At 48.2% G+C, this 24,329-nt stretch carries 24 protein-coding genes and 1 pseudogene; 12 read left to right on the forward strand and 13 right to left on the reverse strand.

Annotated features, from left to right (window positions below; translation table 11 throughout):
• Nucleotides 1-8: 8 nt before the first annotated feature.
• The 5 genes from KNO69_RS11775 to KNO69_RS11795 form a co-directional block, all read right to left on the reverse strand.
• Complete coding sequence (locus tag KNO69_RS11775; protein WP_078146021.1) at nucleotides 9-443, reverse strand: GNAT family N-acetyltransferase; 435 nt, start codon at nucleotides 441-443, stop codon at nucleotides 9-11.
• Nucleotides 440-1,297 carry an MBL fold metallo-hydrolase gene (locus KNO69_RS11780; RefSeq protein ID WP_214818231.1) on the reverse strand — a complete coding sequence of 286 codons (858 nt, stop codon included), beginning with the start codon at nucleotides 1,295-1,297 and terminating at the stop codon, nucleotides 440-442. The genes KNO69_RS11775 and KNO69_RS11780 overlap by 4 nt, the downstream gene beginning before the upstream one ends.
• Nucleotides 1,285-2,040 carry a P-loop NTPase family protein gene (locus tag KNO69_RS11785; RefSeq protein WP_214818233.1) on the reverse strand — a complete coding sequence of 252 codons (756 nt, stop codon included), beginning with the start codon at nucleotides 2,038-2,040 and terminating at the stop codon, nucleotides 1,285-1,287. Before KNO69_RS11785 ends, KNO69_RS11780 begins: the two co-directional genes overlap by 13 nt.
• A gap of 2 nt (nucleotides 2,041-2,042) precedes the next feature.
• On the reverse strand, nucleotides 2,043-5,213 hold the full coding sequence (locus KNO69_RS11790) for an EAL domain-containing protein (RefSeq protein WP_214818235.1): 3,171 nt from the start codon (nucleotides 5,211-5,213) through the stop codon (nucleotides 2,043-2,045).
• A gap of 138 nt (nucleotides 5,214-5,351) precedes the next feature.
• Complete coding sequence (locus tag KNO69_RS11795; RefSeq protein WP_214778607.1) at nucleotides 5,352-6,344, reverse strand: LLM class flavin-dependent oxidoreductase; 993 nt, start codon at nucleotides 6,342-6,344, stop codon at nucleotides 5,352-5,354.
• Nucleotides 6,345-6,605: 261 nt separating this feature from the next.
• Between KNO69_RS11795 and KNO69_RS11800 the strand changes: the two genes are divergently transcribed.
• Together KNO69_RS11800 and KNO69_RS11805 are read left to right on the forward strand one after the other, a co-directional pair.
• Entirely contained in the window at nucleotides 6,606-7,979 is a 1,374-nt protein-coding gene (locus KNO69_RS11800; RefSeq protein WP_078146016.1) for a YjiH family protein, read from the forward strand.
• A 73-nt stretch (nucleotides 7,980-8,052) separates the two neighbouring features.
• Nucleotides 8,053-8,703, forward strand: coding sequence for a C39 family peptidase (locus KNO69_RS11805; RefSeq protein ID WP_211781981.1), 651 nt, complete (start codon nucleotides 8,053-8,055; stop codon nucleotides 8,701-8,703).
• Here KNO69_RS11805 and KNO69_RS11810 read toward each other — a convergent pair.
• Entirely contained in the window at nucleotides 8,669-9,493 is an 825-nt protein-coding gene (locus KNO69_RS11810) for a hypothetical protein (protein WP_214818237.1), read from the reverse strand. The two genes, KNO69_RS11805 and KNO69_RS11810, sit on opposite strands and share 35 nt — an antisense overlap.
• 92 nt (nucleotides 9,494-9,585) lie before the next feature.
• On the opposite strand from KNO69_RS11810, the gene rluF reads away from it, so the two are divergent.
• Nucleotides 9,586-10,296, forward strand: coding sequence for a 23S rRNA pseudouridine(2604) synthase RluF (gene rluF, locus KNO69_RS11815; RefSeq protein ID WP_015880301.1), 711 nt, complete (start codon nucleotides 9,586-9,588; stop codon nucleotides 10,294-10,296).
• A 28-nt stretch (nucleotides 10,297-10,324) separates the two neighbouring features.
• On the opposite strand, the gene KNO69_RS11820 is transcribed toward rluF, so the two are convergent.
• Nucleotides 10,325-10,765, reverse strand: a complete 441-nt coding sequence (locus KNO69_RS11820; RefSeq protein ID WP_214818239.1) for a hypothetical protein — start codon at nucleotides 10,763-10,765, stop codon at nucleotides 10,325-10,327.
• A 295-nt stretch (nucleotides 10,766-11,060) separates the two neighbouring features.
• Nucleotides 11,061-11,810 carry an SDR family NAD(P)-dependent oxidoreductase gene (locus KNO69_RS11825; RefSeq protein ID WP_214784483.1) on the reverse strand — a complete coding sequence of 250 codons (750 nt, stop codon included), beginning with the start codon at nucleotides 11,808-11,810 and terminating at the stop codon, nucleotides 11,061-11,063.
• Nucleotides 11,811-11,924: 114 nt separating this feature from the next.
• Between KNO69_RS11825 and KNO69_RS11830 the strand changes: the two genes are divergently transcribed.
• From KNO69_RS11830 to ahpF, 5 genes are all read left to right on the forward strand, one after another.
• A complete protein-coding gene (locus KNO69_RS11830) occupies nucleotides 11,925-12,560 on the forward strand; it encodes a TetR/AcrR family transcriptional regulator (RefSeq protein WP_353047490.1) in 636 nt (211 codons plus the stop codon).
• Between the two features lie 302 nt (nucleotides 12,561-12,862).
• Nucleotides 12,863-14,731, forward strand: a complete 1,869-nt coding sequence (gene htpG / locus KNO69_RS11835; protein WP_214818243.1) for a molecular chaperone HtpG — start codon at nucleotides 12,863-12,865, stop codon at nucleotides 14,729-14,731.
• A gap of 95 nt (nucleotides 14,732-14,826) precedes the next feature.
• Nucleotides 14,827-15,624: an SRA domain-containing endonuclease gene (locus KNO69_RS11840; protein ID WP_214784489.1), complete on the forward strand. Its 798-nt coding sequence runs from the start codon at nucleotides 14,827-14,829 to the stop codon at nucleotides 15,622-15,624.
• 334 nt (nucleotides 15,625-15,958) lie between these two features.
• Nucleotides 15,959-16,522, forward strand: a complete 564-nt coding sequence (gene ahpC / locus KNO69_RS11845; protein WP_015880295.1) for an alkyl hydroperoxide reductase subunit C — start codon at nucleotides 15,959-15,961, stop codon at nucleotides 16,520-16,522.
• An 11-nt stretch (nucleotides 16,523-16,533) separates the two neighbouring features.
• Entirely contained in the window at nucleotides 16,534-18,057 is a 1,524-nt protein-coding gene (gene ahpF, locus KNO69_RS11850) for an alkyl hydroperoxide reductase subunit F (RefSeq protein ID WP_047795758.1), read from the forward strand.
• A gap of 38 nt (nucleotides 18,058-18,095) precedes the next feature.
• Here the strand turns inward: ahpF and KNO69_RS11855 are convergent, their stop codons facing one another.
• Nucleotides 18,096-18,497: a hypothetical protein gene (locus KNO69_RS11855; protein WP_214818246.1), complete on the reverse strand. Its 402-nt coding sequence runs from the start codon at nucleotides 18,495-18,497 to the stop codon at nucleotides 18,096-18,098.
• 128 nt (nucleotides 18,498-18,625) lie between these two features.
• Between KNO69_RS11855 and KNO69_RS11860 the strand changes: the two genes are divergently transcribed.
• The 3 genes from KNO69_RS11860 to KNO69_RS11870 all read left to right on the forward strand — a co-directional run bounded on the left by KNO69_RS11860 (nucleotide 18,626) and on the right by KNO69_RS11870 (nucleotide 20,837).
• Nucleotides 18,626-18,973 (forward strand): PadR family transcriptional regulator, encoded by a 348-nt coding sequence (locus KNO69_RS11860; protein WP_214818248.1) that lies wholly within the window; start codon nucleotides 18,626-18,628, stop codon nucleotides 18,971-18,973.
• Complete coding sequence (locus KNO69_RS11865) at nucleotides 18,960-19,922, forward strand: HAAS signaling domain-containing protein (RefSeq protein ID WP_214818250.1); 963 nt, start codon at nucleotides 18,960-18,962, stop codon at nucleotides 19,920-19,922. Before KNO69_RS11860 ends, KNO69_RS11865 begins: the two co-directional genes overlap by 14 nt.
• Before the next feature lie 78 nt (nucleotides 19,923-20,000).
• The gene (locus KNO69_RS11870; protein ID WP_214818252.1) at nucleotides 20,001-20,837 is read left to right on the forward strand and encodes an aldo/keto reductase; all 837 of its coding nucleotides are present in this window, start codon (nucleotides 20,001-20,003) and stop codon (nucleotides 20,835-20,837) included.
• Nucleotides 20,838-20,871: 34 nt separating this feature from the next.
• On the opposite strand, the gene KNO69_RS11875 is transcribed toward KNO69_RS11870, so the two are convergent.
• The 4 genes from KNO69_RS11875 to KNO69_RS11890 all read right to left on the reverse strand — a co-directional run bounded on the left by KNO69_RS11875 (nucleotide 20,872) and on the right by KNO69_RS11890 (nucleotide 23,956).
• Nucleotides 20,872-21,684 carry a MetQ/NlpA family ABC transporter substrate-binding protein gene (locus KNO69_RS11875; RefSeq protein ID WP_078146002.1) on the reverse strand — a complete coding sequence of 271 codons (813 nt, stop codon included), beginning with the start codon at nucleotides 21,682-21,684 and terminating at the stop codon, nucleotides 20,872-20,874.
• 20 nt (nucleotides 21,685-21,704) lie between these two features.
• Nucleotides 21,705-22,367 carry a methionine ABC transporter permease gene (locus KNO69_RS11880; RefSeq protein WP_214784498.1) on the reverse strand — a complete coding sequence of 221 codons (663 nt, stop codon included), beginning with the start codon at nucleotides 22,365-22,367 and terminating at the stop codon, nucleotides 21,705-21,707.
• The gene (locus tag KNO69_RS11885; protein ID WP_214784502.1) at nucleotides 22,360-23,106 is read right to left on the reverse strand and encodes a methionine ABC transporter ATP-binding protein; all 747 of its coding nucleotides are present in this window, start codon (nucleotides 23,104-23,106) and stop codon (nucleotides 22,360-22,362) included. The genes KNO69_RS11880 and KNO69_RS11885 overlap by 8 nt, the downstream gene beginning before the upstream one ends.
• 109 nt (nucleotides 23,107-23,215) lie before the next feature.
• Nucleotides 23,216-23,956, reverse strand: coding sequence for a hypothetical protein (locus KNO69_RS11890; protein WP_214784505.1), 741 nt, complete (start codon nucleotides 23,954-23,956; stop codon nucleotides 23,216-23,218).
• Between the two features lie 128 nt (nucleotides 23,957-24,084).
• Here KNO69_RS11890 and KNO69_RS11895 point away from each other — a divergent pair.
• Nucleotides 24,085-24,297 (forward strand): annotated as a pseudogene (locus tag KNO69_RS11895) (alcohol dehydrogenase catalytic domain-containing protein); the annotation flags it as partial.
• Between the last annotated feature and the right edge of the window lie 32 nt (nucleotides 24,298-24,329).

Consider the following 24,329-nt stretch of genomic DNA (forward strand, 5'->3'; position numbering starts at 1 on the left):
GTCGCCTTTTATAATTGCTTCATCATCATATAGTAATCCGATCCCGGCGGATAGTCCGGTAGCACACCTATTACCGTGTAACCGAATCGCTCATAAAACGGTTTCGCTTGAAACGAGAACGTCGTCAATTTCACACGCGTCGCACCGAGCGACTTCGCTAACGCCTCCCCTTCTCTAAGCAATTGGCTACCGATGCCCTGACCATGAAAGTCTGCATCGACCCAAAGACGATCCAAATCGAACCATCCCCAATACACACTCCCATATAAGCCGGCGATTACCCGTCCTTCTTGCTCCACTTTCAACTGAATGGTCGGCACGTGCGCCTCGCGAATGTCACGATGGTAAATCGAACGAACGTTGTTATACTCACGTAATTGAGTGGTCAAAAACTGTTGGAACGTCTCGTCTTCCTCGTGAATCCGCGTGATAGTGTAAGTCATCTTCCCACCGTCCCGTTCACAAAAAACGTAATCAACTCGTTCTCTTTCTCGGTGATCTCCCGATTGACGAGTGAAGCATATGACTGCGTGATTTCATCAATATTTCCTGGGAAATCATTCGAAATGGTGGCGATTCGTCTTAATGCAAGGCAATCTTCTGCGAAGGATTCACGACTCACCATCTCACCGTGTGACCAGACAATCTGTTTAGCATCAAACGATTCCAATACATTCAACAACCGCAGGGTTTCTTCCGGAGTCATTCGCCATGTGGGAGAATAGATGTCTGCGTATAACGCGTCTCCTAAAAATAATACCCGTTCTTCTACGATGTAAAGGACAACCGCATCTTTTGCGTGGTCTCCTCCGACATGTCGTAACACGACGTGAACGCCACCGAGGTCGAGTGTCAGCGATTCTTGAAACGTCAGCGTAGGTAATACGATTTTGATATCGCGCGCGTCTCCATATTCTTCACGGATTGCTTCCGCGCAAAATGCGATTTCAATCCCTTCAGCCACCCGCTCATCGAGAGAGACATCATCCCAAGCATATGGGACAAGTTTTTCCATCCCCTGTTTGGTCGCTTCACTCGCAATGGAAACCATACCTTCAAGTGCAGGTAAACCGAAGATGTGATCCCAATGCCAATGCGTCAATGCGACCATCGACGGCGCACGGAGGCCTTGTTTTTCTAGCTGTTCTAAAAAGAATGAGGCGTGCGAAACGGAATTGCCCGCATCGATGAGTAGCGTATGCGTATCGCCGATAACGGCACCGAGAATCGGTCGGTCTGTACGGTCAACGGGTGTCATATACCAAAAACGTTCCGAATGTTTGATTAAGGTTTGCATGTACGAATCGACTCCTCCTCTAATAAATTCGTTAATTCTTCAAATGAATGCCGATTATCATTTTGAATCCGAGCGTGCCGAAGAGGTAATCGTTTCAACAGTTCAAGCTCACGTCGTTGGCGTTCCACTAAAATCTCAATCGTTCCGGCCATACCCTTATGCGCATGGTTCACACCATAGGCGCCGCTCGTATAATACTCGACAAAACCGCTTTGCCATCCCATCGGTCGTTCATCATATACAATCGGAAAGATGCGTGCAACGTCATCCAATGCCAAATAAACGACCATCGGATCAATCGGTTTCAGAATGTCTGCGACCTCTTGAACGTATGCTTCCATGTCCGCTAACGGAACATCTTGGGCAACCATTCCAATGGTGAAAGGATTTTGGAGCAACGCACATTCAAAGATGATGTCCTCTTCCCCCCTATCTAACTTTTGAGCATAACGCCGCCAGCGTTCGCACATGATTCGTGTGTGAAGGGCGAAAGGTAACTCGTAGACGTCCGTTCCGATCCGTTCTTCATCACCATCATAACGGACGAGCCACCCTTTTTCGATTTCATCGAGAATGCGACCGGTTGATGGTTTGTCCTCGACCCAATAGACATCATGCATATCCACGGGGTGTGACGCATCTACTTCCGAATAGAACTTGCCATTCCGTTTATCTCGCAGCCTCTCGGCAAATATAGACTTTCCGCTTCCTGGCAATCCTTCAATCAGCCATAATCTCCCCATACTTAAATCCCCTTGTCATCTGAGTATCCACCATATTGGAACCACTGGTCTCCTCCATTGTTCTTTGCAATATACATCGCGGCATCTGCTTGTTGAAGAACCGAATCGACGGTGTCGGTCGACTGGACCAGGGTGACGCCAACACTTGCCGTAAGATGAATGACTTCACCATTCGATGCATCTATTCCCTGGGAAATAACTTCATTGACCTGTTCAATCCCACTCAGTGGACCCGTTTGCACCAACATGAATTCATCGTCTGAAAAACGGTACACTTGACCACCAACATGCTGGACGAATTCATTTAATCGTTGTGCGATTTCAATTAACACTTCATCCCCTATCATGTGCCCATACTGATCGTTGATTCTTGTAAAATCGTCTAAATTGACGAGTATCAATGTAATCGATGGCGTCCGGTGCATCTTTTTGTATAAATCGGTCGTGAGCGTATGACGATTATACAGTTTAGTCAGCTGATCTTGTTTTGCGATTCGAATCATCTCGCGTTGTTTCCGTTCCTTTCGAATCCCGTTCTCCATCCATCGTGCAAGCAATCGTACCGTCCCTGTCAACTCTTGCAACGTTTCCTCGTCGAGATGATCATTCAAGTTGCCTTGCTCCGAGAGAAGAATGACCCAGCCAAACACTTGATGCGCATGCGTCAAAGGAAAACTGACTAGCCTCGTGAATTCGATACCGTCTACAATCAGATCACCTTCCTGAAGCGTTTGCGCGCCGACCGTTGTCAATTGATGTAGGGAATGCAGTTCTTCTTCCCCCCAAGTCAAACGAGAGACCCCATGCTCTACTAGAAGACGATGCGAAGGTTCAATCGAGAAGATGACCCCGTGGGAGTAACCGACCCATTCCAATAAAATTTCTTGAACCCGGGCCAATTGATCTTGGAACGGTACACGCAATGCCGTCGCTTCATACAATGCTTCGATTGATTGTTGTCGAGTGATTTGTCTTCTCGAGACTTCCGTGTGCTCGATCTCTGTCATGACCCAATGCGTAAACGATTCGAGCGCCTTCAAGTTTTCTTCTGAGAACGTTCTCGCCTGCCCATCCACTACGCAAAGTGTGCCGATGACGTGACCTTGCTTCGTCCGTAACGGTACACCTGCATAAAATCCGATTCGGTCAATCCAAGGACTGTCACTTTCAATCGCTGCTGCCGCAACATCTTCAATCACCAGCGGAGACTCTGATGTGACAACCCGATTACATAACGTCCATTCCCGTTTGAGGTGAGCGGATTCAAGCTCGATACCGACACACGATTTGAACCACTGTTGGTCTGTCGTCATGATCGAAATGAATGCGATTGGCATCTGAAAGGTTTGTGCGACCAATCGGGAGATCCGGTCAAATCGTTCCTCTTGTGGCGTATTTAAAATTTCCAATCGTAATATCGCTTTGAGTCGTTGCAATTCACGCTCATCTAGAGAAGGATGCAACAACTGCGCAGGCTGCTCCATCTTCGATAACATCATCTGATGGGAATACAAGATTCCGAGCGCCTCTTCTAACTCCGCGAGCGGCATCGGACGACTGAAGAAATACCCTTGAATCTCATCGCAGCCGAGCTGACGTAAGATCCGATATTGTTCTTCCGTCTCCACACCTTCAGCCGTCACCTCTAACTCTAGCTTTTTAGCCAACGAGACAATCAGTTTGACGATTTCATACTCTTTCATGCCGCTCTCCTGATCGAGTTGCGCGACGAACGACCGGTCGATCTTGATTCCATCAATCTCGAACAACTTCAAATAATTCAACGAGGAATAACTGACCCCAAAGTCATCAATCAACAGTCGAAATCCTTGTTGTTTGAGCGATTCGACCGTTTTGATCGCCGCTACCGGTTCATGCATCAACGTGTGCTCGGTCACCTCAAACTCAAATTGTTCTGGCACAAGACCGTACGATGCAATGATCGCAACCAGTTCATTCATATGGTGTTCATGAAATAAATTCGGTGAGACATTCACAGCCACGCGGCGCCCTTCAAACTGCTCAGGTTGTGACGACACATCCTGACATACCCGATTCATGACGAATCGTGTCACGTCTTCGATCAATAGTGACTGTTCAGCCACACGAATGAACGTTTCAGGTGAAACGAATCCGAGAACAGGACTCTCCCAGCGAATGAGCGCCTCAAAATGAATCGCACCATCCATCGACACTTTCGGTTGATACACCATGTATAACTCATCTAGCTTCAACGCTTTGACCAGTTCCGTTTCGATCATCATCTCATCGATGTAACGCTGCACGTACTCATCATGTTCATATAAACGAATCGTTTGATTTCCCGTCTGACGCGCTTCCAACAGAGCCGTGGAGGCGTTCATGATGACACGGTCGGCATCCGCTGTACCGGCACCAATCCCGATACAACTCGATAACGGGAATTCGGCCTCCGCCACTTGATACGAATGATCTGCAATCACGTCAAGCAAATGCTCGGCATACATGTATGCCAACCGGATTGGAGTATGAGGTAACACCGCGATAAAGTCTTCACCGTCTACTCGACCGATAATCGAACCTTTCGGAAGCGTATTCGCCAATTGACGTGTGATGTCTTTAATCAACTGATTCGAGCGCTCCACCCCTTGAAGCGACATCATCATCTTGAAACGGTTGATGTGAAGGCGCATGACGCTCGTCTCTTCCATATCATGTTGCTCGAACAATTGGTCGAGCTCCAATTTGACTTTCATCAGATTCGGCATACCGGTCAAATAGTCCATATGCTCGATACTCTTTAACAACTTGATTTCCGCCTCCTCGGATAAATCAGTTGTCAAACCGAGTACATAACGAACGAGTCCATCCTCATCTTCAATCGGTACAAGCATAGAAGAAGCGAATCGGGCCGTATTGGAGTCGATGTTCATTTGCGACATGAAGTAGACCGGCTCCCCTGTCTCAACGACCGCATCATAATGTTCAATCAATTCCTCGACCACTTCCGAGCGATACATCTCATGTAAATACCGCCCTTCTACATCACTTGGAAGCGAAGAGGCCACCTTCCCCTGTTCGCTCACATTTACGTAACGATAGCCTGCTTCTGTCACTTCCATTAGAAATACCATTCGATACAAGCGTGTGAACAGCTCGAATAGATAATATGGGTCGCCTTTCATCCGTTGCATCGTATCCCTCCACCCGTTCCTTTTTCTTATAGTGTAGTTGGTTTCGCTCAAACTATGGAGAAAACCTTTGAAAAAATGGGGAAACGTTTTTCTCTTATAAAAAAACACCCTCTCATACTTGAGAAGGTGCTCTTCAGGTTAAAGCAATTCATTCGCCAAGAGACGATAGACGTTCAGGCGATCTTCCTGCTTATGCTGGATGCTACAAATCATCGCCTCATCGAAACCATAGCGTTCCGATTCATCCCGTAACTGTTCCGCGATTTGTTTCGGCGTCCCTACGAGGTGGATGGCTCGGTTGTTGGCGATATGGATTTTATCGACCTCTGTGAGCGGATAGTCGTGGGCCGCTTCCGGACTCAACAGCTGTCTCAATTGACCACGCATCAAGAAGAGACGCGACAGATCAGAAGGTCGGGCCAAATATTCCGCCTCTTCTTCCGTCTCTGCCGTCGTGACCAAATACGTGACGCTGATGTCGGGTTTCTCCATAAAATCAGACGGCGTGAAATGGTGACGGTATGTGTCGAGCGTATCGGCACTCAATTGTCCGTTAAAGAACTGGGCAAACGAATAGCCGAGCCCCATCCGTCCGGCCTGCACGGCGCTGTTCCCACTCGAACCGAGTAACCACGCTTCTGGAAGCGTAACGCCTGTAGGTGCTGCTGGCGTGTTCTTATACCATCTCTCTTCAGGTGCCTCATCTTTAATCAATTGAAGCGTCGTATCGAGTTTCTCGTAAAGTCCATCCATCATCGGCTTCTGCCCTTGTGACATCGCATAGATCGCGTTCGCATCACCGCCTGGCGCACGTCCGACACCAAAGTCGATCCGTCCTGGAGCGAGCGCGCTGAGCGTCTTGAATACCTCTGCCATCTTGAGTGGCGAGTAGTGCATCATCATGATGCCGCCGGACCCGAGACGAATCTTGTTCGTCTTCGCTGCCAGATAAGCCGTGATGACCTCTGGAGCCGAGCTGGCGAACGACATGCCACCATGATGCTCCGCCATCCACATACGGTAATATCCTAACTCTTCTGCGACTTGTGCGAGCTCGACCGCGCTATTAAGCGCATGTTCTCCTGTATGACCCGACGTGACCGGCGCCTGGTCTAACACACTCAATCTCATCATGCATTCTCCTATCTCTATAATGAAGTTTCTAAATATCTTGAATTTGTTGGACTCGCCGTCATCATACTAAATGGTTTGATGGAATACGAATGTTTTGCCTAGTGTTTAACCTTGTATTTTTCAGAAAATTTCCGCATGTTGTTGATAGCACCTGGTCATATTTTCTATACTAAGAAAGAAATACGTTTCAATAACGGCTGGATGTGTAATGGGGATACATAGACAGCACAAACACTTCGGGGAAATGGGGAATGCATCATGAATGGTTCATCAACACCAGACGGAAAGAAACCTTCTTTTTCGAGTCGAGACTTCTTTAAGTTCTTGATTCCATCACTCATCGGGATCATGTTTTTCATCGTACCAATCTCATCAGAGGAAGGCTTCACGATTCCAGTCGCCTTCTTATCCAATCTGCTGATTGACTGGATTGGGGATTTCGTCCCGACACTCGCCGTCATCATGATGGGGATTTCGATTGTCGGCTCATTATTACTCTTTACGGCACGTCCTGCTTTTATGATGGAGCGACCATCCATCAACGCACTGTTTAGCGTGACACCGTTTTGGTTCGTCATGCGCGTGATCGGTTTCATCGCCGGGGTCATGACGCTACTCACACTCGGACCAGAGATGATCACGTCAGAATTTACAGGGGGCTTATTGCTCTTTGATTTGATTCCAATCTTATTTGCGACATTCTTCTTTGCCGGTATGTTGTTACCGCTCCTATTGAACTTCGGACTTCTCGAGTTCGTCGGGACGTTCTTGATGAAGATCATGCGTCCGCTCTTCCGCTTGCCAGGGCGCGCCTCACTTGACTCGCTCGCCTCATGGGTCGGGGATGCGACGATCGGAATTCTACTGACGACCAAACAGTATGAGGAAGGTTATTACACGAAACGGGAAGCGTCGATCATTGCGACGACATTCTCCGTCGTCTCCATCACCTTCACCATCGTCGTCTTACAGTATGTCGAACTCGACCAATACTTCTTGCCTTACTACGGGGCCATCGTTTTATCCGGACTAGTCGCCGCTCTCATCATGCCACGGATTTATCCATTATCTAAAAAGGCAGACACGGCTTATGAGAAGACCGAGCTCAAACCGGAAGAAGAAGTACCCGCGAACGTGTCACTCGGTAAGTGGGCGTTAATTCAGGCGTTACAAAAGTCACGTTCGAGTAAAAGTTTCCTAGAGACGCTCAAAGACGGCTTCAAGAACGTGCTCGATATGTGGATCGGCGTCCTCCCTGTCGTCATGGCAGTCGGGACGATTGCGGTCATCATCGCAGAATATACGCCGTTCTTCACTATCCTCGGAAAGCCGTTCGAACCGATTTTGATGCTCCTTCAAGTGCCTGAGGCATCGGAAGCCGCTCAAACGATGGTCGTCGGTTTCGCCGACATGTTCTTGCCGGCCGTTCTCGGAAGCGGCATCGAGAGTGAGTTGACACGGTTTGTCATCGCTACGTTGTCGGTTACCCAGCTCATCTATATGTCAGAAGTCGGGGGCTTGTTGCTCGGTTCAAAACTACCGATCTCATTCCTCGACCTCGTCTTGATTTTCTTGTTACGTACCTTCATCACCCTTCCGATCATCGTCGGCATCGCACATCTTGTGTTTTAACGAAAACGACGCCCTTTCTCTTTTATGAGATGGGGCGTCCTTTGTATACTAAAAGAAAAGGAGGAAGACCGAGATGGAGCACCCATTTGCAGGACAACTCGAGGTTGCGAACAACGGCTATGCCGGGATCATCGACCCGGAAGCTTATGTGAACGATCGTTATCACGGACGCTGGACATTAAAGCGCTCTGTACAGATTGAAGGCGTGCCCGTCTTGCTCCAACGTCAGTTCGAGAACGGCAAGAATAACTGTACGTTGACGTCGATCACCGCCATCTTCCGTTTCTATCGAGATCATGGGTATGCGAATATCCCAGATGATGTGACACAGATCCAAGAAGATGTGCGCGAGATCGCCTTCAGGCACCATTTCAAAGACGAGAAAGGGACACCGCCGACACAAATCGCCACCATCATCACGAAACTGTGGAAGCGATACGGGTACGACGGTCGAGGCAGTTCCCGCTATCTTTGGAAATGGTCGACGTTTGAGCGTGAGCTGAAAGCAGGACGCCCGTTTGTGTTGAATATGGCGAACGGCTTTTATAAAAATCATTCCGTCACGGGAGTCGGCTACTTGCAGTTTGAAAAACGGGGGTTCCCGGACGTCATCTTGTTAGCCGTGCTCGATAATCGTTCGAAGGACGTGCGCTACATCGACTTCAACGAATTCAACTTTTGGGGAAGCATCACACGCATCCATCCGCCAGCCACTCGTCCATAATCGTGTCAATCGCTTCTCCGATTTTTAAAAGGTGCTCGCGCTTCGCATATGACCCGTAATGTAGCCCGTTTGAATCACGGCCATTCCCGAGCCCAACGAACACTTCTGAAGGCTTCATATGGAGGCCGATCATCGGGATACCCGAATCATGGCGTCCGATTTCATAGGTGACGGCGGGATATGCAGACAGTCTTCCGATTGTTGAAAAACCGTTCAAGGCACGACAGTTATCCCGTCCGAGCACGATGATACGGATCGGTTTGATGTACGCAATCGTCCGCTCCAACAGTTCGATTGAGGTCGGATGTTCCATCCAGTGGCGCCCCGTCCTCATCTTCCCCATCTGTTCATATGTCGCAAACTTGAAAAAATCAACGTGGATGACAGCTGCCGGATGATCATAGAACGAACGCCCCATCCCGTTGAGGAGTGCCTCGAGTTTGGCGCCATGCGGTTTCCCGAACCAGTTCGTCGTCGCGCGATTCGACTCGAAATAGACCGATGCCCGTTCGAGCGTTTGTTGCAGCGCCTCTTCATTTCCGAGGTAATCGTCAAACGAGAGTATGTTCCGCCAATAGAACTTTTGGTGTTGCCCCGTTCTCGGTGTCCCGTCACGATGTAAAAACTCGCCGCGAGACGGATTCGTCCCGATGGTCAGCCATTGATCCGGACCAGGTCGACCGTACCAAAGGACAGGTGATGCCTCTTGAATCAATTCTTTCCCGAACGTTGTGTCGCACAGTGCTTGTTGAAATCGGATTGCGTCTTGTAACAGTCGTACTGCCTCCATGTCATCCCTCCTCTCCCGTTCGTTTCCCGCTTTCGAGAGTTTATAAAATGCGTTATAGTGAGAGGACGAAGCCAAACAAAGGACGTGTACACATGCGCATCAATAAATTCATCAGTGAATCAGGCAAGGCGTCCCGTCGCCAAGCCGACCGTCTCGTCGAAGAGGGACGCGTCACCATCAATGGGAAGAAAGCAAAAATCGGCGACCAGGTCAAACCGGGCGATGAAGTCCTCGTCAACGGTTCTGTCGCACGGGTTGCCCGAAACAACGTCTACATCGCCGTCCATAAGCCGGTCGGGATCACGAGTACGACAGAGAAAAAAGTAAAAGGGAACTTGGTCGACATGGTCAACCACCCGCTCCGCATCTTCAACATCGGTCGTCTTGATAAAGACTCGGAAGGTCTCATCCTCATGACGAATGACGGCGATATCGTCAACGAGATTCTCCGTGCCGAAGGCGAGCACGAGAAAGAATACATCGTCTCGGTTGATAAGCCAATCACACCAGAGTTCGTCGAGCAGATGGAAGCCGGTGTCAAAATCCTTGGCCAGAAGACACTTCCGTGTAAAGTCCGTCCGCTTTCAAAGTTCGATTTCAACATTACCCTCACGCAAGGACTCAACCGCCAAATCCGTCGGATGTGTGAGGCGCTCGGATACGAAGTATTCCGCCTCCAACGTGTTCGTGTCATGAACATCACGCTCGGGAAACTGCCGCCTGGACAATGGCGCGATCTTTCGAAAAAAGAGCGTGAGCAGCTGTTCCGCGAATTGAATTACGAACCGAAAGAATGGTACTAAAAAGCAGCCTGAGTCGTCTCAGGCTGCTTTATTCTGGTCGAAGTGATGAGACATGGTCGGTCTCACGACGAACGAAACGTTTGAGTTGAGCGCTCAAGTCGTCCAGCTGTCCCATCGTCGTCCTCATTCTACATTTCATATGAACATGGTCAAATGAGTCAAACTGCCATTCATCATGAATGAAAATATCGATTTGGATGGTCCCAATCCGGTCAATCAACGTGAAAGTTAGATTGACTTGCAAATCATCCGAACCCTCTTCTTCATCGACTAGTCTCCATGTGATTGGTTCTTTGCCCCACGCTTGATTGAATTGATTGATCTTTTGATGAAGATCTTCAAGACTCGCATCATCTAAATAAATCAACTGATTGCTGGTGCAGGCAGAAGACCGAAGTTGAAGCTGAACTTGATAAAACAGCTCCGTTTCATCCATCCAAATCCGTTCCATCTCAAACTGAGTGTCCATCTCACTATACCAACTTTCATAGTTAACTAAATAAAATCAATTTCCTTTTTCGGCTCATTTGGCACTGTTCTACACTTGTCATCTCACTCTTTCATGTCGACTATATCATGTCAATTTGATGAATCACTTAAACTCTTTACACAAAACGGGAATATAAATAATACAGATGATTTTAAAATGAAAAGAGGTGAATCCTCATGAATGGTGCAATCTTTCCACATACTTCAATCGGAAATGGAGTTAATCGGAATCTTAGAGTAATTAAAAAAGTAGGGCCTCCATAGAGACCCTACTTTTACTTCGCCGTCACGCCACCATCTACCGGAAGTTCGATCCCGCTAATATGATTCGCCTCGTCTGATGCAAGGAATAGGACGGCTGCTGCCACCTCATCCGCTTGTCCGAGATTCGGCAAAGCGATTTGATTCAAGAAATGTTGTTTATAGTCTGGATGCTCCATATGTGGCGCACTCATCGGTGTCACGATATACCCAGGATGCACCGAGTTGACCCGAATATTTTGCTTCCCGTAATCGACGGCCGCTGCTTTTGTGAGAGAACGGACAGCACCTTTTGAGGCCGTGTATGCCCCGGCACCTGCCATACCGGTCAGTGCTGAGATGGAGGAAATGTTGACGATCGACCCTCCGCCATTCTCTGTCATGAGCGGAATCGCATACTGTGTCCCTAACATGACCCCATCGATGTTGATGCGATACGTGCGCGCCCAGTCCTCTTCTGTCTGTTCCAAGAACGGTTTCGCGAGTGCGATTCCGGCATTATTGATGAGGATATCCAATTTGCCACACGTCGCTTCGACTTCTGCAAACACGTCTTCCCAGCTCGAGCGTGATGTCACGTCATGTTTCACCGCGATGGCTTCCCCACCTTGCGCCCGAATCGACTCGACTACATTGTTTACTCCTTGTTCATTGATGTCTGTCGCGACGACTGTTGCCCCTTCTTTGGCGAATAGACGTGCCGTTGACTCTCCCATACCGCTTCCTGCCCCTGTGATGACCGCTACTTTCCCCTGTAAACGCATTGTCCCAGCTCCATTCATTAAATTATGATAGTCTAACTATCATAATCATAATTGGATATGACATTAATCTCAACGAAACTGCTCGAAGACGATATACTAAGGACAGACAATGAGGTGATCGAATTGAGTAAACGACAACAAAACAAAGAGGAACGAGTTCAACTGATTATCCAAGAGGCAGAACGCTTATTTATAGAGAATGGCTTTGAGAAGGTTCAGATGCAGGACATCGCGGACGCTGCAGGAATTGGGGTGGCGACACTGTTTCGCTACTTCCCGAAGAAAGATCAATTGATCGTCGCGGCAGCCGTCAAAAATCTACAGCCGACACTCGAGCGATTTGAACAGTTTGTAAATGAGGAAGGCAACGCCTATGAACGGCTCAAGATCATCTTGAACCACTTTTTCGAGATGCAGTTGGAGCGGACGAACCATGCCCGTTTCCGAGAGGCATTCGAGAGCTATGCATCGCTCGTCGCCTCACCTCTTCCTGGAATCGAGACATACATCGACGTTCAACGACAGATCATGCAGACACTCGAACCCTTGATCGAAGATGGGAAACGAGACGGTTCATTCCGCTCGGATATCGATGTGAAGGTGACCGTCGTCACAATCATCAATACGTTCGGGACATTCGGCAACAACATCATGTTGAAGTCGCACATCAGTTATTTAGAGGACGATATCGAACCGGCCGTACAATTGCGTGCTTTAAAAGAGATGTTCCTCGCATCCATTCGAGCATAAGAAAAGCCTCCCTTCGCTTGAAGGGAGGCTAGTTGTATACATAAAAAATGAGCACCTCTCACTAGAGGTGCTCTCGAAAGTCTACCGCGACGGACCACGCTCCACAACGTGCTCCTCAAGGGAATGTCCGCCGTCTTACATAGACCAGCTCATCGCATGTACTCAACTATATGCGAAACCTACGTCCTCGTCAATCTTTTCTTCAATCTCGGTTGACATCTTCCTAAAAATTAGGATAATCAATAGTGTTAGCACTCCTATATACAGAGTGCCAAAATATAGACATCAAAAGGAGAACGATCATGACAAAGAAACAGTTTCAAACGGAATCGAAACGAATTTTAGAGTTGATGGTCCACTCAATTTATACACATAAGGACATCTTCCTGCGTGAGCTCATCTCGAACGCGAGTGATGCCATCGACAAGATGTATTATCGTGCCCTCTCAGACGAAAGCATCGAGTTCAACAAAGACGATTACTTCATCAAAATTGAACTCGACAAAGAAGCACGGACGATCACGATTCGCGATACAGGGATTGGGATGACAGAAGAAGAACTCGAAACAAACCTCGGAATCATCGCAAAGAGCGGTTCACTCGCCATGAAACAGGCGACGAAGATGGAAGAAGACCATAACCTCATCGGTCAATTCGGGGTCGGGTTCTATTCCGCGTTCATGGTCGCTGACCGTGTGACCGTGCGGACTCGCTCGATTGACAGTGATCAAGGATACGTATGGGAGTCAGAAGGCACAGACGGCTATTCGATCGAGCCGACAGACAAAGCGGACATCGGTACAGAAATTACGCTCCACTTGAAGGCAGACACAGAAGATGATGTGTATTCGTCATTCCTTGAAGAATACGAGATTCGCTCACTCATCAAGAAGCATTCGGACTTCATCCGTTACCCGATCAAACTCGATGTGACGAAACATCGTCAAAAAGAGGACTCAGAAGAGTATGAGGATTACAAGGAAGAAGAGACCGTCAACAGCATGGTGCCGATTTGGCGGAAGCGTAAGAGCGAGTTGACTGACGAAGATTACAAGGCGTTCTATCACGAGAAACGCTACGGCTTTGATGAGCCACTCAAGCACCTTCACTTGAACGTCGACGGGACGATTCGTTATCAATCAATCCTCTACATCCCGTCAACGGTTCCGTTCGACTATTACACGAAAGAATTCGAGAAAGGGCTCGAGCTCTACTCGAACGGCGTGTTGATCATGGAGAAGTCACCCGACCTCTTGCCGGATTACTTCGGCTTCGTCAAAGGGATGGTCGACTCAGAAGACCTCTCCCTCAACATTTCCCGTGAAATGTTACAGCAGGACCGCCAACTTCGCGTGATCGCCAAAAACGTGAAGTCGAAAATCAAAGGCATGCTTGAGAAGATGCTCCAAAACGAGCGTGAGGACTATGAGAAGTTCTATGAGTCGTTCGGTCGCCAATTGAAGTTCGGCGTGTATGACCAGTTCGGCGCAGCCAAAGACGAACTGAAAGACTTGATTCTTTTCCATTCTTCTTACGAGAAGAAACTTGTATCGCTCAAAGAGTACGTCGAGCGGATGAAAGAAGATCAGAAGTATATCTACTATGCGACAGGCGAATCGATTCATCGCATCGACCTCTTGCCACAAGCAGAGCGCTTGAAAGAGGAAGGATATGAAATCCTCTACTTCACAGAAGAGATTGACGAGTTCGCCATCAAGATGCTTCAGTCGTATGACGACAAAGAGTTCAAATCGATTGCGAGCGGCGACCTCGGTCTCGATGACGCGGAAGCGAAATCGCTCAACGAAGACAACCAAGACTTATTCGCCTTCATGAAAGAAGAGCTCGGAGACCGCGTCAAAGAAGTGCGTGCCTCAACACGACTAAAATCACATCCAGTCTGCTTGACGGTCGCGGGTGACGTCTCAATCGAGATGGAGAAGATTTTGAACGCGATGCCAAACGGCGGTGGTATGAAAGCGGAGAAAGTACTCGAAGTGAACGCCGACCACGCCATCTTCCAGACACTCCAACGTGTGTATAAAGAAGATGAAGCGAAAGCGAAACAATATACAGACCTCTTGTATCAACAAGCCCTCCTCATTGAAGGGTTACCGATTGAAGATCCGGTAGCGTATTCGAATGCGGTGTGTGCGTTGATGGCGGAGTGACGGTGAAGGCAGAGGGAGTCCTCTGTCTTTTTCGTTTTTAATAAAAAAGCATGCTACACTCTATTTAAAAGAAAAACCTGGAAATGAGGTGCTTTATGCTGTTCGAAAAAAACAAAGTGTATAGACGTTCCTTCATCCATGATCAATATGGCGGAAGCCGTCAACGAGGAATCAGTACACCTAACAAACATAAACTTATTTTTATTTTTGATAGTGGAATGGATCAAGAATTTGGATATAAGAATGGCTGGAGCGAAGAAGATGGTTTGTTCTACTATAGTGGCGAAGGACAAGAAGGAAATCAAACCTTCTCCTTCGGTAACAAGGCGCTTCTCCATCACATCGAAAATGGTGAGGATGTTTATCTATTTGAATCTCTCGGAAAAGGAAATTATCGTTTCGTAGACCAACTTGTTTTGATTGGCTATGATATTCAATTTGGAATCGACAAACATCAAAATCAGCGAGAAGTCATCGTTTTTGCTTTCGAACCTCTCCACGTCGTACAGGAAGAATCTCACGAATATGCAACAACTATGAGGGACAAATCAATTGTGGAACTCGAACGAATTGCCAATCGTGACCCTAAGCGTGCGACTGGATTAAGCATGTCGATTCGAAAGCGCCAAGTGAGGGAACAGACAGCGGCTTTATATTATTATGTGCTTGCGAGAGCAAATAATCACTGCGAAGCATGCGGTCAAGCCGCACCATTTGATACTGAACAAGGGCCTTATTTAGAACTTTACTCATTATATAAAGAATCCGATGAGGGATTGGCTCTCCCTGAACAAGTAATAGCTACTTGCCCTAACTGTCATGCTCGACTTCGGAAAAGTAAAGACCGTGCTTTGTATCGAGAAAAAATCATACAGCAAATTCTTCAACCTTAATCGCTACTTGTGATTAAGGTTGTTTTATTGATGTAATTGATAATCCTCCAATTTCCGACGAGAAAATGTATAACCCTTTCCAAAATATTATCAACTATACTCATGATTTTTATTTTTCAAAATAAGAAAATAGCGAGAAAAATACCGATCGTTATGTAATCGTTTTCTTTGCTTTTATTAAGCCAAATACAGACAATCTTTTGATACACCTTATATTTTCAAAGCATGCAAACGCCTTGACAATTTCAGCTCGTTATATGAAGTTAGTATTACATTATAATTATTCTAGTCGAGATAGAAACGCTAGAGTAAAAAAACAAGGAGGACATAACCCATGTCATTAATCGGCAAAGAAGTACTACCATTCAAAGCACAAGCATTCCAAACAGGTGAATTCCTCGAAGTTACAGAGAACGACCTCAAAGGCAAATGGAGCGTTGTCTGCTTCTACCCAGCTGACTTCACATTCGTCTGCCCAACTGAACTTGAAGACCTTCAAAACGAGTACGCTACACTTAAAAACCTCGGTGTAGAAGTATACTCTGTCTCAACAGACACACACTTCACACATAAAGCTTGGCACGAAACATCTGAGAAAATCGGAAAAATCGAGTACATCATGATCGGTGACCCATCACACGTCATCTCACGCAACTTCGATGTCTTAAACGAAGAAGACGGCCTCGCAGACCGTGGTACGTTCATCATCGACCCAGATGGTGTCATCCAAACTGTCGAGATCAACGCTGGCGGCATCGGCCGTGACGCGAGCACGCTCGTCAACAAAGTCAAAGCAGCACAATACGTACGCAACAATCCAGGCGAAGTCTGCCCAGCGAAATGGGAAGAGGGTTCTGAAACACTCCGCCCAAGCCTTGACCTCGTCGGTAAATTGTAAGGAGCGATTGCATGTTAGAAGCAGCGATTAAACAACAGCTCGACCAATATCTCCAGCTCATGGAGGGCGATGTCGTCCTCCGTGTGAGCGCTGGGGAAGACAAAGTCTCAAACGAGATGCTCGAGCTCGTCAACGAACTCGCCAGCATGTCATCACGCATCTCGGTCGAACGCGCGACACTCGAGCGTACACCGAGCTTCAGCGTGAATCGTCCATCCGAAGAGACAGGAATCGTCTTCGCGGGGATTCCACTCGGACATGAGTTCACATCACTTGTCCTCGCCCTCCTCCAAGTGAGCGGGCGCGCGCCGAAAGTCGATGCGGATACAATCAAACAAATTCAAAATATCGAAGGCACATATCACTTCGAGTCGTACATCAGTCTCAGCTGCCACAACTGTCCTGACGTCGTGCAAGCGCTAAACGTCATGAGCGTCCTTAACCCGAACATCACGCACACGATGATTGACGGAGCCGCGTTCAAGGATGAAGTGGAAGCAAAAGAGATCATGGCTGTCCCGACAGTCTTCTTGAACGGCGAATCGTTCGGTAACGGTCGGATGTCACTCGAAGAGATTTTGGCGAAACTCGGTACAGGTCCTGACGCTTCTGCGTTTTCGGACAAAGACCCGTATGACGTCCTCGTCGTCGGTGGGGGTCCAGCGGGTGCGAGCGCAGCCGTATACGCGGCTCGTAAAGGAATCCGTACCGGAATCATCGCAGAGCGCTTCGGCGGCCAAGTGATGGACACGATGGGGATCGAGAACTTCATCGGTACTGCTTATACAGAAGGTCCAAAGCTCGTCGCAAGTCTAGAAGAGCACGTCAAAGAGTACGGCATCGATGTCATGAACCTTCAACGCGCGAAGCGTCTTGAGAAAAAGGACCTCGTCGAGATCGAACTCGAGAACGGTGCTGTCTTGAAGAGTAAGAGTGTCATCCTCTCGACCGGTGCACGCTGGCGTAACGTCAACGTCCCAGGTGAGGCGGAGTTCAAAAACAAAGGGGTCGCTTACTGCCCGCACTGTGACGGTCCTCTCTTCGAAGGGAAACGTGTCGCGGTCATCGGTGGCGGTAACTCTGGGATCGAAGCGGCCATCGACCTCGCAGGAATCGTCAAGCACGTAACGGTCCTCGAATTCGCTCCTGAACTTAAAGCTGACCAAGTGCTACAAGATCGTCTTCACAGCCTCCCGAACGTGACTGTCATCACGAACGCTCAGACGACAGAAATCACGGGTACGGACAAAGTGAACGGCATCTCGTATGTGTCTCGTGAGACGAACGAGTCACATCATGTCGAACTTGAAGGCGTCTTCGTCCAAATCGGTCTCGTCCCGAACACGGACTGGCTCGACTCGGTCGAACGCAACAACTTCGGGGAAATCGTCGTCGACCGTCACGGCGCGACGAACGTCCCAGGTGTGTTCGCGGCAGGAGACTGCACGAACAGCGCCTACAAACAAATCATCATCTCGATGGGTTCTGGTGCAACAGCCGCACTCGGCGCCTTCGACTACATGATTCGCAACTAACAAAAAGACTCGCCCTCTATCATGAGAGCGAGTCTTTTTTATAGTTCAAACGTCTTCCCTGAGTCCGGGATGAATAAAATCGAGTCTCCGCTCTCCGTCTCAAATCGATAGCCCACTCGAGGAGAGAATGGATTCCATTCTTCTCCGGTCGTCGGAACGCTCTCCATGTACTCCACGTCATTGTACATTTTGCTCAACGTCTCTTCTGCCTCAGCTAACGAGTAGCTCGGAATCGAAAGCAAAATCGCCGCCCCTACACTCATCACTCCGACCGACGCCGCCCAAAGAGTCGATGTCGGCTTTCGAAACTGTGCCAAGACTAGCAGCATGATGATCCAGCCAATCGGTACCCCAAACGTCGCCGCATTCCCATACCACTGCGCATTGATCGTCAATAAACTGGCGATCACCACACCGCCAACCATCCACCACCACTTCATCAACATCACCTCCTCTTTATTATCCCAAAATCAGGAAATGACTCAACGTTTTTTATTCATATTGATATATGATAACTTATAGTGTATGATATACAGTATAAAGATAAACGAATAAAGGAGGCGAAAAAATGTCCGATGTAAAAGCCTCGTTGGTGACAGAATTGCGGCGCGGCACGTTGACGATTGCGGTGCTCAGCCAGTTGAAGACACCCCAATACGGCTATTCTCTCGTTCAAGCGCTACTTGATGCCGACATCAACATTGACCAGAGTACGCTCTACCCGCTCTTGCGTCGACTTGAAAAACAAGGACTCGTCACGAGTTCTTGGGACACGACGGAGAGTCGACCTCGCAAGTACTATGTGCTCAGCCCAAACGGAATGGATATTTTGAATGAGTTGTACGTGGAATGGATGAACATGTCGAAAACATTGACCCGTCTAATTGAAGGAGGAAACGATCATGAATCTTCGTGATGTGTATATCGATGAAGTCACCTCTCGAATCCCAGAGTCGATGCGGCAAGACGTCGCACTCGAATTGGAATCGACCATTGATGACATGACTGGAAATGACTCGTCTGAAGCGGCTTTATTTGAAGCATTGCGCCAACTCGGCGACCCTCAAATTCTCGCTGCTCGCTACGCGAACCGACCACTCTACCTCATCGGTCCTGCTCTCTTCACACAGTACGTGAACATCATTAAAATCGTCTTACCGATTGCCGTCACGGTTGTCACCATTCTCTCGATCATCGGTTATTTGACCAATCCCATCGACGACACGTCTTGGAGTCAATTCTTGATTCAAGCATTCCTTCAAACTGGTGCGGCTATCTTCAATGTCGTCGTTCAGACGCTATTCTGGATCACCCTCACGTTCTTCATCATTGAACGTGCTGTACCTGAGGGTGAAGTGCCTTTCTCTAGTTGGAAACCTGAGCAACTCAAGAAGGTAAAACCACGTTCGACCTCGATTTATTTTGGTTCGATTTTGTTTGACTTTATCGCCACCGTTCTGATGGTCGTATTGTATGTCAACGCCGAGCAGTTGATTCGTGTTGTCACAGATAGTGAATCCTATCCGCTACTCAATGCGTCGGTCTTGGATCAATTCTTCCCGTTTGTCATCGCCCTGGCCGCCTTTGGGATCGCCATCGCCATTTACAAATGGATGGTTCGACATTGGACAAAGCCGCTCGCCTTATGGAACGCGCTCTTCAATATCGTATGGATTGTCGTCACAGCGCTCATTATGCTGCAACCCGATCTAATTTCGACCGAAGCGCTCCCGTTGATTGCTGAGCGAATCAACGCCGACCTTGAAACAATCAGTCGTTGGGGCGTCTGGAGTGTCTTACTCACCATCATCATCGTGTGTATTCTCGATTTAGCAGAAGGTTTGATCAAAGCGTTTCGACGTTGACCTCACATTCAAACGTTTCATTTCCAAGGAAAGTGGAATAGCGGAGAAGAGAACGGATTTTGAATGGGGAGGCATTTGATGGGTATTCCAACAATCAAGCTACATGACGGTTATGAGATTCCGGCCATCGGACTCGGGACGGTTTATTTAAAAGGTGAAGCAGGGGTCGACGCCATCACGTGCGCCATCCGGAACGGATATCGACTCATCGATTCGGCGATTCGCTACGATAATGAAGGCGCGGTCGGTGAAGCGGTTCGCCAATCCGGCATCCCGCGTGAACAACTTTTCTTAACATCGAAACTGCGCGCGCAATATTATGACTACGATCAGGCGCTCGAGATGATTCGAGAGTCCCTATATCGAGCGAACCTCGACTATTGGGATTTGTTCCTCTTGCATTGGCCAAACCCTAAACAAGACAAGTACGTTGAGGCATGGCGTGCCTTGATTCAAGCGAAGAAAAACGGATGGATCCGCTCTATTGGGGTATCGAACTTCATGACGGAGCACCTTGACCGCTTGATTGAAGAAACGGGAGAAACACCGGTCATTAACCAAATCGAGTTACACCCGTACTTCTCTCAAGTCGAACAGCGGAAAGCCGATAAAGAACGCGGCATCATCACAGAAGCGTGGAGCCCGCTCAGTCGCGCCCGCACGGTCATCCATGACGAAAAGATCACCGAGCTCGCCAAACAAAAAGGAAAGAGCGTGTCTCAAGTCATCTTGCGTTGGCACGTGCAGCTTGGTGTCATCCCGCTCGCCCGCTCGTCTAGCGAGTTGCACCAAAAAGAGAATCTCGACGTCTTCAACTTCGAATTGACGGATGAAGAGATGGAGACGCTCAATGCGTTGACGAAGCAGGATGGTCGCATCGATGACCAAGACCCGCGAGAATACGAAGAGTACTAAAAAAGATTGAGCCTAGATGGCTCAATCTTTTTGTTTAAAACGCCGGAATGGCCGTTTCATCATAGTTTTCTTGCAAGAACGCACGGACTTCGTCACTTGTGAGCGCTTCGCCGAGTTTTTGGATCGCTTCGTCATCCTGGTTGTCTTCACGTGCGACAAGCGTGATGGCGAAATCATTCTCGACGCCTTCTGTTAAGAGTGCGTCACTCTTCGGTGTCAAACCGAGCGGTGCAGCGTAAGCCGGTGTCATCAAGACCGCATCGACATCATCGTACGCGCGCGCGAGCATCAATAAGTCGACTTCTTCAAATTTGAAGTTTTTCGGGTTCGATGTGATATCGGCCTGTGTATAGTACGTGCCTTCTTTCTCTCCGAGCTCGATCACATCATGTTGTGCGAGAAGGGAGAGCGAACGGTCGATGTTCGATACGTCGTTGGCGATCGCAATCGTTGCGCCTTCCGGAATGTCTTCCATCTTGTCATAGTTTTTTGCGTATACACCATAGTTTGCGAAATAAATCGGTTCGATTGGAACGAGATTCGCATCGTTGCTGCGGTTGAACTCCTCCATGTACGGAACGTGTTGGAAGAAGTTCGCATCGACTTCTTTCGCCGCAAGTGCCGAGTTCGGTTGAACGTTGTCTCCGAGAACGACGATTTCGAGTTCGATGTCGTCTTCCGCGAGCTGTTCTTTCGCGATTTCAAGCATATCTGTCATCGGTGGGATGAGTGATGCGACTTTCAATGTCTGTGGTTCATTTGCTTGTTCCGTTTGTGTTTCTGTATCGTTCCCACATGCTGCGAGGACGAGTGTGAGTGAGGCAAGAAGAGCCATCAATTTTTTCATATTCATTTCCTACTTTCTATTTAGCGTTTGTCGATGATGCGTGCCACGGTCGTGCCCGTGAATTGAATCAACTGTACGAAGACGAGCATGATGAGAATCATATAGAGCATGAGTTCTGTCTGAAATTGTTGATATCCATAACGGATGGCAAAGTCACCGATGCCACCACCCCCGACGACTCCCATAATCGTCGAGTATGAGATAAAACTGATGATGGATGTAGTCAATCCAAGGACAAGACCGGACCGGGCTTCCACATATAGAAACTTAAAGATGATGTCTTTAACCGTTGCGCCCATCGAGAGTGCCGCTTCGATGACCCCGCGTGGGACATCAATCAATGACTGTTCGACGAGGCGCGCATAATGTGCAATGGCAATGATGGAGAGCGGCACTGTCGCTGCTGCTGTTCCGATGGCCGTCCCGATAATAAGCCGTGTAAATGGAATCAAAAACACGACGAGTAACAAGAACGGGAAAGACCGGACGATGTTCACGACCAGATTGAGGACGGAGAAGACGATTTGATTCTCTAACAATTGTCCTTTACGCGAAAGGTAAAGCCACGTGCCTAATGGCAATCCGACTAGAATAGCGGCGAGAATCGATACCCCGACCATAATGAACGTCTCGGCAATGGACTGCCAAATCTCTGATTGATAGCGGACCAAGATTTCAGGCATTCGCTTCACCTTCCTCTCGCAACTGTTCGACGAACCAACTTGGATTCTGATCAATGGTGACCACCCCTGTCGGCTCCCTCTCAATCGTCTCATGAACGGATCCGTCTGCCATGACGGTGACGCGATGACAGATTTGACGGATGACATCCATCTCATGCGTGACGAGAACGACGGTGACACCGAGTTGTTCGTTGACCGACTCGAGGACACGCAGCACTTCTGCCGTCGTATTCGGGTCGAGAGAAGAGGTCGGTTCATCGCAGAGGAGTACGCTCGGTTCGCTCGCGAGTGCCCTTGCGATCGCGACACGTTGCTTCTGTCCCCCACTCAACTGGGAAGGATATTTATCGCGATACGCTTCGAGTCCAACGAACCGGAGACATTCCATCACGCGTGTCTCCCATGATGATTTCGTCCGTTTGGCAAGCTTCAGTGAATCGAGGACGTTATCAAAGACGTTCTTATTCGCAACAAGATTAAATTGTTGAAAAATCATACCGATTCGATGGCGCTTCTTGCGTAGTTCCCGGTTGGAGAGTTCGGTCAACTGGTCGCCATCGACCGTGACGCTCCCAGCATCCGGTTTCTCCAACAAATTCATCAATCGAAGAAGCGTCGACTTCCCGGCACCGCTCGCGCCGATGATGCCGTAAATCTCCCCTTTTCGAATATGAAGCGATACATCGCGGACGGCCATCTCTTGTCCATAACGCTTATGGACGGACGACAATGTGATCATGGCGGACATCCTTTCTACATCTCGTGAGTGAGTCAACCGTTTATCATTTTATCGAAGTAAAGAGTCGGTGTCAGTTCATGTGCTCACATGAAAAGAACCCCCCTGCGGTTCAGAGTGGATGTCTTTTGAAATGTTCAGCAATGTGTCGTTTCATGGCGTCTCGATTTTCGGCGAAGATGCGATGGCGATGACCGTTCCCACCAGACGGATGTGGAAACCCACTCACTACGCGATCTTGATCCAAGAGCCCTCGCTCAACCAATAACTCCACGGCTCGCCTCACGTTCACGCCCATCGGTAGGATGAGTGCATCTTGAAGATGGGCCATCTCTTCTGCGAAGATTCCTTCTACGTATGGTCGAAACAGCTCTGTTCGAATCATATCCGGGCTCGATCCGTTATAGTTCTTGCCTTTATAGAAGACGGGATAAGGGAGGACCGCCGTGTTTTGAACGAGATGGTTCGCTGATCCAAACAAATCGAGGGATGATTCAATTCCCAAATGATGATGTAACTCCAAATCATCCAGCATCGTCACTAAGTTCTTTCGAATCGGACCGGAAAAACTGCCACGTTGTTTGACGGCTCGAAGCGCCTCTTCGTCTGTTGCATCCTTCAAGTCACGGATTGCCTCGAACGACTGACGCATTTGATACAAGCCTGGCGTGATTCCCGCGATGACGACTTTCGCGTTTGGATTGATGTATTCAAACGGTGCGTAATAGATCTCAAGTTGTTTCTTTTCATCACGGTCTAACAAAAAGTCTTCATTTTTCAACGTCTCTTCTTCTAAATTTGATAGCTGCAAAATCTTTGATTTATATGTGTGAAATAACGCTATTCGTGTCATATAAATAACACTCCTTTCGTCTACTTTCTCTATCTCTATTTCCCTAAATCTTTGTGTGAGAAAAGTTCATCTTTCAGACAAATGCTATTCAAAAATAAAACACTTCTATTCCGTTCTTTCCATTATAAACAGGCGAAGCGCTCGTCGATGTCGAGTATTGTGGCGTGTGTCACACAGACCTTCACGTCGCCGCGGGTGACTTCGGTGATGTCCAAGGACGTGTGCTCGGTCATGAAGGGATTGAGATCATATCTCAAATCGCAGACGATGTTACGAGTTTGAAAGTTGGAGATCGCGTCAGTATCGCTATGGTCATCGACTTCAAAAATAAACACTGCTAATCAAAACGGGGCCATGTGCCCCGTTTTGTTCT

The sequence above is a fragment of the Exiguobacterium sp. s131 genome (assembly GCF_018617345.1).
Taxonomy (GTDB): domain Bacteria; phylum Bacillota; class Bacilli; order Exiguobacteriales; family Exiguobacteriaceae; genus Exiguobacterium; species Exiguobacterium profundum.

Excerpts from the sequence above, each read along its gene's own strand:
- KNO69_RS11775 (WP_078146021.1), bottom strand. The coding sequence starts at position 443 with ATGACTTACACTATCACGCGGATTCACGAGGAAGACGAGACGTTCCAA.
- KNO69_RS11780 (WP_214818231.1), bottom strand. The coding sequence starts at position 1,297 with ATGCAAACCTTAATCAAACATTCGGAACGTTTTTGGTATATGACACCC.
- KNO69_RS11785 (WP_214818233.1), bottom strand. The coding sequence starts at position 2,040 with ATGGGGAGATTATGGCTGATTGAAGGATTGCCAGGAAGCGGAAAGTCT.
- KNO69_RS11790 (WP_214818235.1), bottom strand. The coding sequence starts at position 5,213 with ATGCAACGGATGAAAGGCGACCCATATTATCTATTCGAGCTGTTCACA.
- KNO69_RS11795 (WP_214778607.1), bottom strand. The coding sequence starts at position 6,344 with ATGAGATTGAGTGTGTTAGACCAGGCGCCGGTCACGTCGGGTCATACA.
- KNO69_RS11800 (WP_078146016.1), top strand. The coding sequence starts at position 6,606 with ATGAATGGTTCATCAACACCAGACGGAAAGAAACCTTCTTTTTCGAGT.
- KNO69_RS11805 (WP_211781981.1), top strand. The coding sequence starts at position 8,053 with ATGGAGCACCCATTTGCAGGACAACTCGAGGTTGCGAACAACGGCTAT.
- KNO69_RS11810 (WP_214818237.1), bottom strand. The coding sequence starts at position 9,493 with ATGGAGGCAGTACGACTGTTACAAGACGCAATCCGATTTCAACAAGCA.
- rluF (WP_015880301.1), top strand. The coding sequence starts at position 9,586 with ATGCGCATCAATAAATTCATCAGTGAATCAGGCAAGGCGTCCCGTCGC.
- KNO69_RS11820 (WP_214818239.1), bottom strand. The coding sequence starts at position 10,765 with ATGGACACTCAGTTTGAGATGGAACGGATTTGGATGGATGAAACGGAG.
- KNO69_RS11825 (WP_214784483.1), bottom strand. The coding sequence starts at position 11,810 with ATGCGTTTACAGGGGAAAGTAGCGGTCATCACAGGGGCAGGAAGCGGT.
- htpG (WP_214818243.1), top strand. The coding sequence starts at position 12,863 with ATGACAAAGAAACAGTTTCAAACGGAATCGAAACGAATTTTAGAGTTG.
- KNO69_RS11840 (WP_214784489.1), top strand. The coding sequence starts at position 14,827 with ATGCTGTTCGAAAAAAACAAAGTGTATAGACGTTCCTTCATCCATGAT.
- ahpC (WP_015880295.1), top strand. The coding sequence starts at position 15,959 with ATGTCATTAATCGGCAAAGAAGTACTACCATTCAAAGCACAAGCATTC.
- ahpF (WP_047795758.1), top strand. The coding sequence starts at position 16,534 with ATGTTAGAAGCAGCGATTAAACAACAGCTCGACCAATATCTCCAGCTC.
- KNO69_RS11855 (WP_214818246.1), bottom strand. The coding sequence starts at position 18,497 with ATGAAGTGGTGGTGGATGGTTGGCGGTGTGGTGATCGCCAGTTTATTG.
- KNO69_RS11860 (WP_214818248.1), top strand. The coding sequence starts at position 18,626 with ATGTCCGATGTAAAAGCCTCGTTGGTGACAGAATTGCGGCGCGGCACG.
- KNO69_RS11865 (WP_214818250.1), top strand. The coding sequence starts at position 18,960 with ATGAATCTTCGTGATGTGTATATCGATGAAGTCACCTCTCGAATCCCA.
- KNO69_RS11870 (WP_214818252.1), top strand. The coding sequence starts at position 20,001 with ATGGGTATTCCAACAATCAAGCTACATGACGGTTATGAGATTCCGGCC.
- KNO69_RS11875 (WP_078146002.1), bottom strand. The coding sequence starts at position 21,684 with ATGAAAAAATTGATGGCTCTTCTTGCCTCACTCACACTCGTCCTCGCA.
- KNO69_RS11880 (WP_214784498.1), bottom strand. The coding sequence starts at position 22,367 with ATGCCTGAAATCTTGGTCCGCTATCAATCAGAGATTTGGCAGTCCATT.
- KNO69_RS11885 (WP_214784502.1), bottom strand. The coding sequence starts at position 23,106 with ATGATCACATTGTCGTCCGTCCATAAGCGTTATGGACAAGAGATGGCC.
- KNO69_RS11890 (WP_214784505.1), bottom strand. The coding sequence starts at position 23,956 with ATGACACGAATAGCGTTATTTCACACATATAAATCAAAGATTTTGCAG.